The organism is Streptomyces sp. NBC_01446, assembly GCF_026340095.1.
GTDB lineage: Bacteria > Actinomycetota > Actinomycetes > Streptomycetales > Streptomycetaceae > Streptomyces > Streptomyces aureus.
Map to the genome: position 1 here is coordinate 3786003 of NZ_JAPEPO010000001.1, position 15370 is coordinate 3801372.

Annotated in this window: 17 protein-coding genes, 1 tRNA gene and 1 pseudogene; 10 read left to right on the forward strand and 9 right to left on the reverse strand. The window is 69.6% G+C overall.

Features of this window, described 5'->3' with window-relative positions; genetic code table 11:
• Positions 1-10: 10 nt before the first annotated feature.
• From OG456_RS16930 to OG456_RS16940, 3 genes are all read left to right on the forward strand, one after another.
• Positions 11-991: a metallophosphoesterase gene (locus OG456_RS16930; protein WP_266561843.1), complete on the forward strand. Its 981-nt coding sequence runs from the start codon at positions 11-13 to the stop codon at positions 989-991.
• 49 nt (positions 992-1040) lie between these two features.
• Positions 1041-1114: transfer RNA gene (locus OG456_RS16935), tRNA-Pro, on the forward strand.
• Between the two features lie 322 nt (positions 1115-1436).
• On the forward strand, positions 1437-2861 hold the full coding sequence (locus OG456_RS16940) for an FG-GAP-like repeat-containing protein (RefSeq protein WP_266561844.1): 1425 nt from the start codon (positions 1437-1439) through the stop codon (positions 2859-2861).
• 185 nt (positions 2862-3046) lie between these two features.
• Here OG456_RS16940 and OG456_RS16945 read toward each other — a convergent pair whose 3' ends face one another.
• Positions 3047-3649, reverse strand: a complete 603-nt coding sequence (locus tag OG456_RS16945; protein ID WP_266561845.1) for a hypothetical protein — start codon at positions 3647-3649, stop codon at positions 3047-3049.
• A gap of 848 nt (positions 3650-4497) precedes the next feature.
• Here OG456_RS16945 and OG456_RS16950 point away from each other — a divergent pair.
• On the forward strand, positions 4498-4824 hold the full coding sequence (locus OG456_RS16950) for a hypothetical protein (RefSeq protein WP_266561847.1): 327 nt from the start codon (positions 4498-4500) through the stop codon (positions 4822-4824).
• Positions 4825-4864: 40 nt separating this feature from the next.
• Here the strand turns inward: OG456_RS16950 and OG456_RS16955 are convergent, their stop codons facing one another.
• Both OG456_RS16955 and OG456_RS16960 read right to left on the reverse strand, forming a co-directional pair.
• A complete protein-coding gene (locus OG456_RS16955) occupies positions 4865-5431 on the reverse strand; it encodes a flavoprotein (protein ID WP_266561849.1) in 567 nt (188 codons plus the stop codon).
• 197 nt (positions 5432-5628) lie between these two features.
• On the reverse strand, positions 5629-6060 hold the full coding sequence (locus tag OG456_RS16960; RefSeq protein WP_266561851.1) for a hypothetical protein: 432 nt from the start codon (positions 6058-6060) through the stop codon (positions 5629-5631).
• Positions 6061-6302: 242 nt separating this feature from the next.
• Between OG456_RS16960 and OG456_RS50500 the strand changes: the two genes are divergently transcribed.
• Positions 6303-6830 (forward strand): hypothetical protein, encoded by a 528-nt coding sequence (locus OG456_RS50500; protein ID WP_323136334.1) that lies wholly within the window; start codon positions 6303-6305, stop codon positions 6828-6830.
• A 106-nt stretch (positions 6831-6936) separates the two neighbouring features.
• Here OG456_RS50500 and OG456_RS16970 read toward each other — a convergent pair whose 3' ends face one another.
• Both OG456_RS16970 and OG456_RS16975 read right to left on the reverse strand, forming a co-directional pair.
• Positions 6937-7344, reverse strand: coding sequence for a rodlin (locus OG456_RS16970; RefSeq protein ID WP_266561853.1), 408 nt, complete (start codon positions 7342-7344; stop codon positions 6937-6939).
• 109 nt (positions 7345-7453) lie between these two features.
• Positions 7454-8353: an LCP family protein gene (locus tag OG456_RS16975; RefSeq protein WP_266561855.1), complete on the reverse strand. Its 900-nt coding sequence runs from the start codon at positions 8351-8353 to the stop codon at positions 7454-7456.
• Between the two features lie 377 nt (positions 8354-8730).
• On the opposite strand from OG456_RS16975, the gene OG456_RS16980 reads away from it, so the two are divergent.
• Complete coding sequence (locus OG456_RS16980) at positions 8731-8970, forward strand: hypothetical protein (RefSeq protein ID WP_266561857.1); 240 nt, start codon at positions 8731-8733, stop codon at positions 8968-8970.
• Between the two features lie 9 nt (positions 8971-8979).
• Here OG456_RS16980 and OG456_RS16985 read toward each other — a convergent pair whose 3' ends face one another.
• On the reverse strand, positions 8980-9390 hold the full coding sequence (locus OG456_RS16985; protein ID WP_266561859.1) for a rodlin: 411 nt from the start codon (positions 9388-9390) through the stop codon (positions 8980-8982).
• A gap of 235 nt (positions 9391-9625) precedes the next feature.
• Between OG456_RS16985 and OG456_RS16990 the strand changes: the two genes are divergently transcribed.
• From OG456_RS16990 to OG456_RS50505, 3 genes are all read left to right on the forward strand, one after another.
• Positions 9626-10039: a rodlin gene (locus OG456_RS16990; RefSeq protein WP_266561861.1), complete on the forward strand. Its 414-nt coding sequence runs from the start codon at positions 9626-9628 to the stop codon at positions 10037-10039.
• 225 nt (positions 10040-10264) lie between these two features.
• On the forward strand, positions 10265-10447 hold the full coding sequence (locus tag OG456_RS16995; RefSeq protein WP_116513511.1) for a chaplin: 183 nt from the start codon (positions 10265-10267) through the stop codon (positions 10445-10447).
• Between the two features lie 102 nt (positions 10448-10549).
• On the forward strand, positions 10550-11326 hold the full coding sequence (locus OG456_RS50505) for a chaplin (protein WP_323136335.1): 777 nt from the start codon (positions 10550-10552) through the stop codon (positions 11324-11326).
• 454 nt (positions 11327-11780) lie between these two features.
• Here the strand turns inward: OG456_RS50505 and OG456_RS17010 are convergent.
• Positions 11781-12069, reverse strand: a pseudogene (locus tag OG456_RS17010) (ATP-grasp domain-containing protein); the annotation flags it as partial.
• A 129-nt stretch (positions 12070-12198) separates the two neighbouring features.
• Between OG456_RS17010 and OG456_RS17015 the strand changes: the two are divergent.
• Positions 12199-13554, forward strand: coding sequence for a glycoside hydrolase family 26 protein (locus OG456_RS17015; RefSeq protein ID WP_266561863.1), 1356 nt, complete (start codon positions 12199-12201; stop codon positions 13552-13554).
• Between the two features lie 29 nt (positions 13555-13583).
• On the opposite strand, the gene OG456_RS17020 is transcribed toward OG456_RS17015, so the two are convergent.
• Both OG456_RS17020 and OG456_RS17025 read right to left on the reverse strand, forming a co-directional pair.
• On the reverse strand, positions 13584-14708 hold the full coding sequence (locus OG456_RS17020; protein ID WP_266561865.1) for a GNAT family N-acetyltransferase: 1125 nt from the start codon (positions 14706-14708) through the stop codon (positions 13584-13586).
• Entirely contained in the window at positions 14708-15370 is a 663-nt protein-coding gene (locus OG456_RS17025; protein ID WP_266561867.1) for a lipopolysaccharide biosynthesis protein, read from the reverse strand. Before OG456_RS17025 ends, OG456_RS17020 begins: the two co-directional genes overlap by 1 nt.

The following is a 15370-nucleotide window of genomic DNA, read 5'->3' on the forward strand; positions in this document are numbered from 1 at the left end:
CGATGGGTGTATGCGCGCGCGATACGGGATCCCCCTGAAAGTGACAGCAGGCATCACGGCGGCGGGCGCCGCCGGACTGGTCTACGCGGCGGGGATCGAACCCCGTTCGTTCCGCCTCCGACGGGTCACGGTCCCGGTGCTTCCCGCCGGGATGCGCCCGCTGCGCGTCCTCCAGGTGTCCGACATCCACATGGTCGGCGGCCAGCGCAAGAAGCAGCGCTGGCTGCGCTCCCTGGCCGGCCTGCGCCCCGACTTCGTGATCAACACGGGCGACAACCTGTCCGACCCGGAGGGCGTGCCGGAGGTCCTGGACGCGCTGGGCCCGCTGATGGAGTTCCCGGGGGCGTACGTCTTCGGCTCGAACGACTACTACGGCCCCAAGCTCCGCAACCCGGTCCGCTACCTCTTCGAGAAGGCCCGCGGCGCCCACGGCCTCAACGGCAATCCCCCCGCGGTCGGCGTCGTCCACAACCCGTGGGAGGACCTGCGCGACGGCTTCGACGCGGCGGGCTGGCTGAACCTCACCAATACGCGGGGCGCCCTCAAGATCGAGGGCATGGAGATCGGCTTCACGGGCCTGGACGACCCGCACATCAAGCGCGACCGGTACGCGCACGTGGCGGGCGGCCCGGACTCGGGCGCCGACTTCTCGATGGGCATCGTGCACGCGCCGTACCTGCGGTCCCTCGACGCGTTCACCGCGGACGGCTACCCGCTGGTACTGGCGGGGCACACCCACGGCGGCCAGCTCTGCATCCCCTTCTACGGGGCGCTGATCACCAACTGCGACCTGGACACGGACCGCGTGAAGGGCCTGTCGACCCACGAGGCCGAAGGCCACCGCTCCTACCTGCACGTCTCAGCGGGCTGCGGCGCCAACCGGTACACCCCGGTCCGCTTCGCCTGCCCCCCGGAGGCGACCCTCCTGACCCTGACCCCCAGGCCCGGAGAAAACCGGATTTCGTCTACGGCCGCCGGTCCGCTAAAGTAATCGATGTCGCCACGACCTGCAGAACCGCAGGACAGTGGAGCAACGACATCGGGGTGTAGCGCAGCTTGGCAGCGCGCTTCGTTCGGGACGAAGAGGTCGTGGGTTCAAATCCCGCCACCCCGACAGCTGAAACACCAGGTCAGACCCCCTGCACTCGTTTGAGTGCAGGGGGTCTTCCTGTTTGTGCGGGCAGTCCTGGGAAAAAGCCGGGAGAAGATCTTGGAATTTCTCTCCCGAACGGGCTCTACGGACGCCCCCTGCGGCGGATCCCGTCACGCGGCGCGAGTGAACCTCGCAGGCGGGCGTCGCGCTCTTCGAGGCGGGCCGTCGGCGGCATAGGAATCATCGGTCAGGTTGCGCAGGCGAACGGCCAGTCTCGTACAACCCTTCAACCCCTTGAGTCGTCTACGGCACCGTCCGGCACAGCTCCAAGGAGAAGATCGCCATGCCCCTGCCATTCCGCACGGCTGTCGCCGCCGCGACCGTAACCGCGCTGGCCGGTGGCCTGTTCACCGCTGTCACCGCGACACCGGCGTCCGCCGCCCCTGCCAAATACGCCGATGACTTCAATGGCGACGGACACCGGGATATCGCGATGGGCGCGCCGTACAAGTCCATCAACGGGGCGTCGGCTGCGGGCGGTGTGGTCGTGGCTCTCGGGTCAGCCACCGGCCTGACCACCAAGAAGGTCGTACTCACCCAGAGTTCCGCGGGGGTGCCGGGCACACCCGAAGAGGGTGACCACTTCGGCATGTCCATCGCCGGCGGCGACCTGGACTCGGACGGATACGCGGACCTGGTCGTGGGCGCCGACGGTGAGGATGTGGGCAGCTACGAAGGCCAAGGCAGCGTGACCATCCTCTGGGGCGGCGCCAAGCCGTTCACCACCAGCACCACGACCACGGTGGACAACCCACACCAGTGGCAGAGTCATGGCTTGGACGTGGCGGTGGGGGACTTCACCGGTGACAGCGGCGCGGACCTCGCCGTGATCGAGCCGGACGCGGTCGTCATATACAAGGGCGGCAACTCCCGGGAGAGCCAGACAACCCCCGCCTACACCATGACGGTCCCGGGTGCCCAGCTCCTCAATTGGGAGGCCGCCGTGGGCGATGTCAACGGAGACGGCAAGGATGACCTGGCCGTGACCGGCGACCCCGGCACCGGACGCCCGGGCACCGACATCTACACGGGCCAGGAAGGCCGTCCGAACCGGATACAGCGCGTGGACGACGGCAGCACCGCGGTCGCCCTCGGCGACATCGACGGAGACGGCTTCGACGACATGGCCACCTCCCTCACCTGGCCCGGCTCCTACTCCGTCGCTGACCCGAGCGACGGCTCCGGCTACGTGACCGTCCGGTACGGCAGCCGGACGGGCTTCGGCGACCCGACGACGCTGCATCAGAACAGCACCGGTGTGCCCGGTGCCGACGAGGACGGCGACAACTGGGGATGCTCGGTGGCGATCGGTGACATCACCGGCGACGGCAAGGCCGAACTGGTGGTCGGAGCCAACGGCGAATGGCTCGGCAACCTCAAGAACGCCGGCGACGTGACCGTGTTCCGCGGCTCCGCCTCCGGCGTCTCGCAGTCCGGAGTCGTGCGCTTTTCCCAGGACACCACCGGCGTTCCGGGCGCCGCCGAGACCGACGACCTCTTCGGCGCCCAGGTCCGGATCGCCGATTACAACAACAACGGCAAGGCCGACCTGGCGGTGACCGCCTCCTTCGAGAACAACCGCAGCGGAGGCCTGTGGACCCTGCCGGGCACTTCGTCTGGCCTCACCGGTGCCGGTTCCAAGTCCCTCAGCTCCACCGACTTCGGCCTCGCGAGCGGATCACGGCTCGGGGAGAGCCTGCTCGACTGAGCCGGGCGAGCGTCTCTGATCGGACGCGGGCCAGTGGGCTCCACGCGCTCCACGAGATGAAGGAAGCGGCTCGTCTCGATCGGTGAGTCCGCGGGAGCAGATGAGGGTGCGGGCTTGGGAGTTACGCGGTGTGCGGCCCCGGCACTTGACCGGGGCCGCACACCGCGCTCTCAGCAGGCAGACAGTCAGTAGCCGCCGCCACCGCCACCACCGCCACCGCCGCCACCGCCGTCGCCCCCACCGCCGCCGTAGCCGCCGCCACCGCCGTCGCCCCCACCGCCGCCGTAGCCGCCGCCACCGCCGTCGCCCCCACCGCCGCCGTAGCCGCCGCCACCGCCACCGCCGTAGCCACCGCCACCGCCACCGCCGTAGCCGCCGCCACCGTAGTCACCGCCGCCGTAGCCACCGCCGTAGCCACCGCGACCGTAGTCACCGCCGCCGTAGCCACCGCGACCGTAGTCGTTGTTGAAGTAGCCGCGACCGTAGTTGTTGTTGAAGTAGCCGCGACCGTAGTTGTTGTTGAAGTAGCCGCGACCGTAGTTGTTGTAGTTGTAGTTGTAGTAGCCGCGACCGTAGCCGTTGTACCTGTGACCGCTGTACCAGCAGTTGTCGTCGTTCCAGTTCCAGTGCCAGTTCCAGCCGCGGTTGTAGCAGTCCCGGTAGCCGGAGTTGTAGTGGTTCGAGCTCGAGGCCGAGGCTGTCCCGGCCGAGCCGATCGCGGCGCCACCTGCCATCAGAATTCCGGTGGCGGTCACCGCGACGATGCGCTTCACGCGAAGTGCTCGCATGAGCTGTTTCTCCCTTCCATCGTCTCGCGTACCCGAACGCGAGATGGATGGCCGCGCACGCAAGAAGGACAGGGTGTGCGGTCGAAATGTCACCGCTCTGGAGATTGAGAAACGCGCCGTGGCCATCCACCGGCCCTGCGGGCCAAGTACGGCTCCACGCGCGAACCCCGCAGCAGCAGTCGCGCTGCCCACCGCGAGAAGACTTCGCCGATGTGGCGCGTCCCGGGTTGCGGTCTCAGTAGTAAACGCTACTCCGTATCCGCTCCACGTCATCTTGGGGCGGGCACTCAACCCGGCAGACTCAGGTAGACCCACCAACCTTCGCCATGAGGGCCGAACGGGGGCCACACAGTGAAGCCAGGCAGGGAGCATCCCGGACGCCAATCGAATTCCGCGGAGTGAACAAGCGGAGCACAGCCTGCCGACCGAGGTCACGTAAGGGGCTCATCGCGTTCGGGACGAAGAGGTCGTGGGTTTGAATCCCGCCGCCCCGACAGCTGAAGCACCAAGTCAGAGGCTCGCCCAACCCCTAGGCGATCTGTTGGCCGCCTGTTTTGCTTCGCGCATGATTACGGCGGTCTGCGTCTTCGTCGGCATGGTGATCGGGGCGCTGCTCGCGGCACGGCGAGCGCGGCGGACCGCTGCTCGGGCCGAGACAGGGGCGTGCAGGCCGAAGACACAAGGGGAAACACGGCAACCGGGGAGACTGGCAGATGGCAGGTATCGCGTGCATGGCATGCAGGTGCGTCCACGGGGACGAACCGCTTCCGGGTGGGACGCTTCTCAGGACAGCGAACTGGGTCGTGCAGCATTCGAAGGGCCCTCTGGGTCTGGGCAAGCTGGCGGTCATGCCGATCAGGCACGTCCTGCATGTGTCCGACCTGACCGGCAGTGAATCCGCGGAGCTGGGCCCTCTGCTCCAGCGAACGAGCGCAGCGGTGACCGCCGCCATGAACCCTGAACAGGTCTATGTCTGCCTGTGGTCACACGCCGACGCTGTTCCCGGCCACCTTCACTTCGTGGTGCAGCCCGCGTGCCGATCGGACATGACCAGGCACAACGCCTATGGACCGGTACTGCAGTTGGCCATGTTCGAGGCCGATCGGATGCCGGGCGAGGCTGCCGTCGAAGAGGTGTGTGCTCGTCTACGGGCCGAGCTCGGCGCCCCCGGGTGAGGTTCGTGGTCCCGGCCCCTCCGTTGCACGGCTGCGCCGGTCACTGCCCGGCGGGTCGTCCGGGGGTGAGCAGTTCCAGCGCCTCCTCCCAGCGGAAGAGGGCGGCCTCTCCGTCGGCTTTCGGCCGGTGAGGTTCGTGCGTGCCGATCAGGATGCCCATGTCGCGCAACCGGTCCAGGCTCTGGCGGTACGCGGGGTGGGCGGCCTGGGCGGCGTTGAGGTACGGCAGGGCGGCGGTGGGGATGCCGAAGCCGTATGCCTCGCACAGGATGCCCAGCGCCAGGGTGTCGGAGATGCCGGCCGCCCACTTGTTGATCGTGTTGAAGGTGGCCGGTGCGACCGCGATCGCGTCGGCGGGCGGCAGTGGGCGCGGGTCACCGGGTGCGCGCCAGGCCGAACGTATGGGGTAGCCGGTCTGGGCCTCCATCGCCTCGGCGTCTATGAAGCCGAGGCCCTGCGGGGTGGCGACGACGCCCACGTCCCAGTTCGCCTCCTGGGCCGCCGTGATCAGCTTGCCGACCTCGCCCGCTATGCCGGACGCGCAGACAACGACGTACAGAAAAGGGTTCTTGGGCTGCTGGGCCGGCTGGTTTGCGTGGTCACTCACTCGGGGCCTCCCCGTTGGCAGCTGAAGCGGTGCCGTTCGGGCAGCGTACGGGGGTGGGCTTGGCGGCTTGGACCATCGCTGCGTGCATGCCGTCGGCTACGGCGCGGGCCGGGACGGGATGCGGGAGCTGCTCACCGCGATGCCGGGCCAGCGCCGGTCGGAGATCAGCCGGGGCCCCAGCGCTCCCCCCTCGACCTTCAGCACGCTGACCATCGGCGCCCGCCCGGCCGCCCCGGGCCATGTCCCGTCAACGCGGCGATCACCGCGTAGAGCGCCGAGGTCACGACCAGGCTCCCCACCATGACGAGGCCCACGCCGATCATGAAAAGGCCGCTCGCGTCGTCCGACCAGTCCACGTAGGCGGCCACCGTGAGACCGGCCGTCGGGCCGAGCACCGCGGCTGCGGCGTAGCGCCGGGATGCCGCCCAGTACACCGGTGGCAGCAGGGTCAGTACGAGTCCGATTACCTGCCACGCCTCGTACGGGCCGGTCGTCGAGCCGTCGGGGTGCACATCACGCTGCTGGTCCCAGCCCAGCCAGCCTGCCCACGCCGCCAGTGCCACCCCGGCCAGCGCGATGGTCGCCAGCAGGTGGAACGTTCGCTTCGGGAGTCGCTCATTCCTGTCCATGGGCCCAGGGTTCCGGCTCACTCCATGACCGGCCAGAGCGCTGGTACTCAGCTGTGACCGAGTACGACCGGCACTCGCCCATCCCCTGAAGTCCTTCCCGATCAGCCCCTGTCAGGTGCTGTCAGGCCCTGTCAGCCTTCCGTCCGCCGTCTGTCAGCGGCTCTCGGCATCGCCGTAGTTACCGAGAACGACGATGCGGAACCACAGCGGAACCGGCAGCAAGACGGACGGGAAAGGGGGAGGTGAGGTCATACGCCATCCGGGCCGAAGGGCTCGTCAAGCGGTACGGGGACATGGTCGCCCTCGACGGGGTCGACCTGGAGGTGCTCGCCGGGAAGGTGATCGGCGTCCTCAGGCCGAACGGCGTCGGCCACTCGCCCCGCGGCCCCGCGCCCGCCCCAGGACGGGCGATTCCGTACGACTTCGGTACGCCTCTCGGGTGGGCGGGCCGTCGCGCCCGTTTCCCCCGGCGCCCGTCGGCCGTTGCTGAAGGCATGATCTCCACACGACGTGTTCTCGCCGCGGTCGCTCTGGCCGCCGGTGCCTCCGCTCTCGCCATGCCCGCGGCCGAGGCCGCTCCGGTCGGTCCCCTCGGCGGCATGAAGCCGATCAGCCTCGACGACATCGCCACCAGCGCCGTTCCGGCCGAGCACAAGGCCGAGATCCCCACGGTGAACGAGCAGCTCGGCGGCCTGAACCGGCTGAACGAACTGCATCAGGTCACCGACCTGGTGGCCCCGGTGACGGGAATCCTCCCCTCAGTCAGCTAGGGACCGGACGGCTGCCGGACGGCTACCGGACGGCAGTCGGACAGCGAAGAACGGGCACGGAAAAGCGGGGGCAACCGGACACCGGTTGCCCCCGCTTTCGCGGCTACTAGTTGTTGCTGGTGCCGTTGGCGGCGAGAACCGGGATGTCGTTCAGGATGTGCGAGAGCGGCTCGTCGCCCTTGGCCTGCGTGGAGTTCTCGACACACTGCTGGTTCTGCGGGGCCGACAGAACCGGGATGTCCTGGACGGCGATCGGCACGAGGCCGACCAGCGAACCGACGTTGGCCTTGGCCGGCAGGCCGACGCAGGGCTTGTTCAGCGAGCCCTGGACGAGCCCGAGCTGCGGGCTCATGCTGCCGTACGTGGCGGAGTTGCCGAACGCCTGCTCGGCGTTGTTGCCGCTGTTCGACGTGGTGCCCGTGTCGTCCCCGAGAGCGAGGGCCTGGGGGGCGGCGACTGCCGACATACCAGCGACGGAGGCAGCGATGGCCGCGGTTGCCCACAGCTTCTTCATGGTGAATCCCTTCAATTGGCGGGCTCCGGTCACGGAGCCGCATGGTCATCAACTGGGCCGGGCTGATGCGGTTTCGCGGTGCAACCCGATTGGCCCAGCGCACTTGCGGTCAGGAACAGGCCAGCGTGTTCCCCCGCACCGCCGTCTCGACCCCGATGCGCGGGGGGTCGGAGGGCTTCACGGTCGAGTTGCGCGGGGTGAGGGTCCGGTCCTTGTTGAGCGTGGCGAACATCTTCTTCGCCGCCGCCTCGTCCCACTTCAGCGTCTCTCCGAGGCCTTCGATGACCGGGTTGAATCCGGCGATGGGCACGGTGGTGAACTCGGCCCGCGAGGGGGACAGCCGGCTCAGAGCGGTGCTGAGGGAGATGAGCTCCTTCGGCGTGAAGCCCTGGTCGACCTTCGTGGCACCGAGCACCGTCCGCGCCAGGTCGATCGCCCTGGCCGGATCGGCGAGGATCCCGCCGGTGGCGAGTCTGTGCATGACGCTGATCAGGAAACGGTGCTGGCGCTGGATCCGCCCCAGGTCGGCGCTTGCGTCCACATGGCGCGAGCGGACGTACTGCAAGGCCTGACCGCCCCCGAGGCGGTGCCGGCCGGGCCGGAGGTCGAGCTTGGTGGCCGAGTCGGACAGCCGCCTGGAAGTGCAGACGTCCACCCCCTCGACCGTGTTCACGCTGTCCATGAACCGTCTGAAGTCGATCTGCAGATAGTGGTCGACCCTGACGTTCGTCATGGCCTCCACCGTGCGGACCGTGAGCGCGGGACCGCCCTCTGCGAAGGCCGCGTTGATCTTCGCGGGGTGGGCGGGGAACTGCTCCCCGGTGCCCGGGTCGCGGTGCGCGGGGATCTTCGCCAACGAGTCCCTGGGGAGGCTGACCACGCTGACCATGTCACGCCGCTGCGAGACATGGATCAGCATCAGCGAATCGGTGCAGTCGCAGGCGACGCCACCGGTGTGGAACTTCTTCTTCTCCCGGCTCGAGATGGTGTCCCGGCCATCCGTCCCCATGAGCAGAATATTTGTGCCGGGGCCCGCGGCAGGGCGGTTCACGGCGCCGCTGAACGCATCGACCCGCTGAATGCTGTACGGCAGCGCGGATACGGAATTACCCGCCACGGAAACCGCCGTCGCGATAAGTACACCCAGGGTTGCCGCACCGAGGCGGACATTTCTCCGGCGGCTGGTTCGTGAAGGGCGGTTCGTCACCGGATTCGCTCCACAGCAGAGGGACAGATCTGACGGCACCGTATGCCAACCGAATAGCTTGAACGGTGACCGCCCCGCGCGCCGCCGGGAAGTAACCCTTTCGCCCCAAAGGGAACTGTTTCGACTTCCGGAAAAGATGGAACAGAAGCCAGAGATCGCCACGAGGAAGGCGAAGTGCTGTGTCGGAGAACAAGAACCGCCGACCGTTCAAGGGCTTTATTCCGCAGAGCCGGGAGTCGCCCGAATGCCAAATCGACGAACCCCTTTACGGGTCGCTGCTCGACAACTGGAGACAGCGGGGGAGAACGCTTCCCGGGCTGCCCGACCGGGAGTGGGACGAGATCGTCGCCCGGGACATCTGGCCCCGCGACGGCCGAGGCCGTTGGGCCGCCGGACAGGCGGACGACCCAACGGAATGACGCTGCGGCTCAGTCGTTGTTCGTGCCGTTGGCCGACAGGACCGGGATGTCCTCCAGGATGTGCGAGAGCGGCTCGTCACCCTTGGCCTGGGTGGAGTTCTCGACACACTGCTGGTTCTGCGGGGCCGACAGAACCGGGATGTCCTGCACGGAGATCGGCACGGCGCCGACCAGCGAACCGACGTTGGCCTTGGCCGGCAGGCCGATGCAGGGCTTGTTGAGCGAGCCCTGGATGAGCGCCATCTGCGGGCTCATGCTGCCGTACGTGGCGGAGTTGCCGTACGCCTGCATGGCGCCGACGCCGCTCGTGGACGTGGTGCCACCGTCGTTGTCGATCGCCATGGCCTGGGGGGCTGCGATCGCCGAGATACCGGCGACCGAGGCGGCGACTGCGGCAGCCGCCATGACCTTCTTCATCACGATGAATTCCCTTCTCGTTGCCCCCGACCCGGGAGCCCCCTGCCCAACTCCGATTTACGCACATGGTTGTCCGGGTTCACTCTGACGGGTTCGTCCGGGCATTGCCGAATAAATGACTATCGGCCGATCGTTCTCTGCGCGTGCAGCCCGACCGAGTGAAGTGCCGCAACCATTTCGGCTGAGGCCCTGTTGTCCGGGCAGCGTTAACTGGCGTCTGTGCGAAAAGGAACTGGAAATGCTTAAGAAGGCAATGGCAGCGGCTGCGGTCGCCGTTTCGGTCGTAGGCGTCTCGGCCGCGGCCGCCCCTCAGGCGCTGGCCCTAGGTGACGACGGCAGCACGACGTCCACGAGCGGCACCGGCGCCAAGCAGGCATATGGCAACTCCGCCACGTACGGCACCCAGAGCCCGCAGTTCGGCGCGGTCCAGGGCTCGCTGAACAAGCCCTGCATCGGTCTTCCGGTCAAGGGCAACGTGGGCCCGCTGTTCGGTCTGCTGGTGCCGGTCGCCGTTCAGGACGTCCCGGTCCTGTCCGCACCGCAGAACCAGCAGTGCGCGGAGAACTCCACGCAGGCCAAGGGCGACGAGCCGCTCTCGCACATCGTGGACGGCGTCCCGGTCCTGTCCGCGGACGGGCGCGACAACGGCTGATCCACCAGCCCGGGAACCCGGGCCGCCCGCCTTCTCCGGCGCGGCGGCCCGGTTTTCTTTGCCTTGAGAGCCCTTCTTTAACGCGGACGGCTCAGTTCCCTTCCGCCTCACGGCTCGTTTTCACACCGAGGTAATGACCTCAGTCATGAACGACGTGAGAAGGGTACGAGAGTGAATCTCAAGAAGAGCGCGACGATCCTCGCCGGCGCTGTGCTGGCCCTGGGCATGGCCGCTCCGGCGTTCGCCGATACCGGTGCCGAGGGCGCCGCCCTCACTTCGCCGGGTGTCATCTCCGGCAACGTGGTGCAGGTCCCGGTCAACGTCCCGGTCAACCTGTGCGGCAACACCGTCGACGTGATCGGCGCGCTCAACCCGGCGCTCGGCGACGGCTGCGCCAACAACGACTGATCACTGATTCAGCGCCACGGCCGTCGGGCCGCGGCTCCGCCGGTCTTGGACGCGTCCAGCACTCCAAGGCCGGCTTTCATCTGCGAGCAGGAAGACAATGAGATGCGACAGGCCCTGAACTTGGGAATGGTCGCGGCTGCGGCCGCGACGAGCATTCTGTCCCTGCCGGGCTCCAGTGCGTTCGCCGCGTCGGGCGCAGACGGGCAGGCGGCGGGCTCCCCCGGCATTCTGTCGGGCAACACGGTCCAGGCCCCCCTGGACGTCCCGGTGAACGCGTGCGGCAACACGGTCGACGTCGTCGCCGCACTCAACCCGACTCTCGGCAACTCCTGCGCGAACGACGGGGGTTCGCGCCCGTCGTCCACTCGCGGAGGCGGCTCCGACCGGGCCGCCGGCGGTGCGGCCCACGGGACCGGGGACGACGGATACCGCGACGGTGACGACAGGTCCGGGGGCGGTGCCCTCGCCAGGAGTGACGCGCAGCAGTCACCCGGCATCCTGTCGGGCAACTCCGTGCAGGCTCCGGTGGACGTTCCCGTCAACGTGTGCGGGAACTCCGGGAACGTGGTCGGTGCGGTGAACCCGGCCACGGGCAACCACTGTTCCTCCGGAGTGACCACCCCCGAGGAGATCTCCGAGGTGCCTCCGCCCACCGTCCGTACCGTCGAGCCCCCGGCCGCGGTCCAGCCGCCGGCGGTGCAGAGACTGACTCCCCCGCATGCGACGGCCCCCGTGCAGCACGCTCATGTCACGGGCGGGCGCGCGCAGTTGGCGCAGACCGGATCGGACCGGGATCTGCTGGCCGCCGCGGCGGCGAGTGCGGGGCTGCTGATCGGTGGCGGGATCCTCTACCGGCGGGGACGTGCCGCCGCCCGGTGACGCGATCGCCGTACGTCAGGCCGGGAAGAACCGACGTTCGTGCTCTTCCCGGCCGGCGGAGAGGGCCGTTCAACCACTTGCTGCCAACCCGCGGCGTAATCGCCGACGGCTGATGGGGGAGGCAGCCGGGCCGCTCTCGCAACCGGGCCAGTCCACCACCGGGCGGCCCCCGCCACGGAACCGATTCACCCGTTCGCCCGCACCGTCACTCCAAAGGACGCCACGGGCGCGAACGTAGCCCCGGCGGTCCCGGTCACCTGTCCGACCGTGCAGCGGTCGGCCGTCGCCGGAGGGTCGTGCGCCGACCTGGTGCCCGGCAGCGTGAGGCCCCCCGAAGGGCGCCCGCCGCGCGGTCGTCGTACGACCCCGGCCACGAGATGCGGCGCGACTCGAAGCCCGACGCGAGGCGTCGCGTGCGGGTCCGCGACGGGTGAGGAGTTCCTCCCGCCGGGCTCACCGCAATGGCTCCCGCGTCGTCCACGGGAATGAGGACGGCGGGTCCCGCGACGCTCGCCGAGACCCGGCGCAGCGTGACGCCGATCTCCTCCAGGGAGGCGGCCTGGCCCGGCGGCGGATGCTCCGCGCTCACAAATCCGGACCGCGGTCGGGACTTCCTGCGAGGCGGCCGCCACATGGACCTCCGCTCCCGTGCGGCCGGGCGACCGGACGGCGCCGAGCGTTCCGTGGTGGAAGGGGTTGGGGTCGATCCGCGGCAGCACGGCGGGAACGCTGTCGTCGAGCACGCGGGGAGATTCCCGGTGATAGCCCGAACGGGCGACGAAAGTGGCGTGCGGGCCGGTCCCCGGTTGGCGCATTACCCCTTGGTGTGACTGAGTGTCAGCAATGAAAGAAGTGCGGCACGAGGAGTAGGCATGTCCCCACAACGCCGAAGGACCACGAGCCGGCGCATCCCCTTGATGACGGCCGGGTTCTTCGCGTCAGCGGTGATCGCGTCCGGTTCGGTCTCCGCCGGAACGGCCGGGGCAGCCGCGCCCGGCGACACGCCACCGGCCGGATCCGCCTCCCCCGTCCCCGGGGTGGCACGGCCGCCGGCCGCCCCGGCCGAGACCCCCGCACCGGCACCGGTCGACTCTCCCGCTCCCACCATGGCACCCACGCCCGCCCGCACCACGGCACCCACTCCGGCGCCCACCCCCACAGACGGCGTCATCGATACTCAGGCGGGCACCTCGACGTTCCCCGCGTTCGGTGCCTACCTCGACTACGGGCCGAGCGGCATGCAGCGCATGGGACGGCTCAGCAAGTGGCTCGGCGGCTCCGAACTGCGCGTCGGGCACACCTACCTGCCGGGCGACCGGTGGAGCAACATCGAGGGCGCCCCCGGGTTCCTGGAGGACTGGGCGAGGTGGCGGCGCGAGCGGGACGACCGGCTCTTCGTGCTCAACGTCCCGATGCTGGAGCGCAACGAGGAGCACGTCGGTGACGCGGAGGTCCGCTCCCTCCTGCGACAGGGCGCGGCCGGCGACTTCGACGAGCACTTCCGCCGCCTCGCCCAGCGCCTCGTCGACCTGAAGGTCCCGGACACGGTGCTCGTGCCCGGCTGGGAGATGAACGGGACGACGTACACGCACCGGTGCGGGCCCGATCCGGAGGCCTGGAAGACGTACTGGAAGCGGATCGTCACGACGATGCGGTCGGTGCCGGGGCAGAAGTTCCGTTTCGACTTCACGCCCAGCCGGGGCCTCGACGCCGTGCCCTGGACCAAGTGCTATCCGGGCGACGACGTCGTCGACGTGATCGGCATGGACGCGTACGACCAGCCCGAGGGCAAGTCGTTCTCCGAGCAGGTCTCGGAGCCGTACGGGCTTCAGGAACACGTCGACTTCGCCAAGGCGCACAACAAGTTCATCTCGTACCCGGAGTGGGGCCTGTTCCGTAACGGGGACAACCCGGACTACATGCGGCGCATGATCGGGTGGATCGACCGGCACAAGCCCCTCTACAACACGATCACGGACTACTGCCCGCACGGTGTCTGGCAGTGCGACGAAAACCCCCAGGCGTCGCAGGTGTACCGCTCGATGCTCTCCGGCCGCCTGGAGCCGTCGCTGCCGAAGCCCACGCAGTCGACGACACCCGAGACGCCGCCGGTCACGCCGCCCGTGACGCCGCCCAGCTGCGCACCGCTCGACCTCGGCGACTGGGTGGAGTACTGGCTCGGCGGGAAGCTGTGCCTGCGGTTCGACTGGTGGTCGCGGCGCTCCTGACGCGCCCCCGGCCGGTGGCGGCGCGGTCGTCAGGACGTGTCGCCACCCCGGGCCTTCCACGCGTGCAGCGCTCTCTTGGCGAGGCGGCGTGCCTTCACGTCACCGACGGCGAGGGCGAGCCCCGCCGACGTGCCGGGTCGGGCCAGCACGAAACGCTGGTTGACGACGCTGTGGGGACGCCAGTGGTGCTTGTACGGCTCGTCGCCGCGCAGCAGGCTCAGGGAGCCGGACGCGCGCTCCTGGACGTGCTCGCTGCACGAGCGCAGCAGCATCGTGGTGATGTCGGCCTTGCGTTCGCGCAGCCCCGGATGGGCGCCGTACAGATAGCCGCCGACCAGGCGCGGCGACAGGAAGGTCAGGTCGGCGGCGAGGACCGTCTCGTCGATGCGGAACTCGGTCACGACCGCGTCGCCCGACCTCGCCATGCGGGAGACCGAGCGGGTGAGGTGCTCGGAGAAGCGCGGCCTGAGGTGTTCCGTCGTCACCTTGCGCCCCTCCCACTGGAGTTGGTGCAGTTCGATCAGACGCCGCACCGAGCCGTCGACCTCGTGCTGCGGGACGACACGGCGCTCGATCCCGAGGCCGTCCAGCTTGCGGATCTTGGCGCGGGCGCGCTGCCCGCGGGATCCCGACAGCCGGCCCACGATGTCGTCCATCGGGACGGGCGGCAGCTCCAGGCAGAGGGAGTCGTCGAGGCGGCGCCTCGGCCCCGGCCACCGTTCGTAGAGGCGCTCGACGGCGCTTCCCGGGCGCGCCTCACGGAAGTCGATCACATGGGTGCGGGCGAGCCGCCACAGCGCGTCGCCCAGCACGCGGGCCCCGGCGCCCTCCCCCCCACCGCCGCCGTCGTCGTCGACGAGGACGTCGCAGAAGTCGGAGATGCTCCCGCCGAGCGGCACCAGGACCGGCAGGGGCCGCCACCGCCGCATCAGCGGCGCCACGGCGACGAGCCGTCCGCCGTCACGGACGAGGACCACGCACAGGCCGCGCCCGGACCCGTACGAGAGCCACCAGGAGTGCAGCCAGGCGTGGCTCTGGAACGGGGTGGCGGTGCGTGAACTGCGGTACAGCGCCTCCCACTCCTGGCCCAGCTCGCCGAACCGGACGCTGTCGGTGCACACCTCGACCGACAGGTCTCCGCCCCCGGGCCGCATCAGACACTCCCGTGCAGATCCGCGGCCACGGCGGGCCCGGGGACGGTCGCGTTCGTCTCCGTCCGCTCGCGCCTGGGCCGGACCAGCATCACGAGCCCGCCGAGGAGGCCGCCCGCGCTGGCGCCCACGAGCGCGGTCGCCTCGGGGGACGCCGAGGACGGCGAGGTGGGCTTCATCGCGGGCGAGAACTGGAGGAGCTTCACCTTGGTGCTGGCCTGCGTGCGGTTGGCGGTGGAGGTCAGCGCCCGCGCCACCGCGTTGGCCATGGCGGCGGCCTCGCGCGGCTTCGCGGACGTCGCCGACACCGCGACCATCGGCGCGTCCGGCGACGTCTCCGCCTGCACGCTGCTCTGGAGCTTCTTCACGGGAACCCCCGCCCGCGCCTGGGCGTCGCCGAGCACCGCGACCTGGGTGGCGACACGGCCGTAGGCCTGGGCGAAGCCGAGCGCGGCCGACGGGTCGGACTTCTCGTCCGGCACCGCGATCACATAGCTCGTGGCGGAGTACTGCGGTGTCTTCAGGACGCCGTACGCGCCGCCCGCGACACCGCCCAGGAGGATCCCGGCCGCGATCAGCGACCACAGGGGGAGTCGCTTCACGCGGGCGGCCGTCCGGGCGAGGGGACCGGGCGGGCAGACCCGCCGGTGAGGAGCATCGGTCAT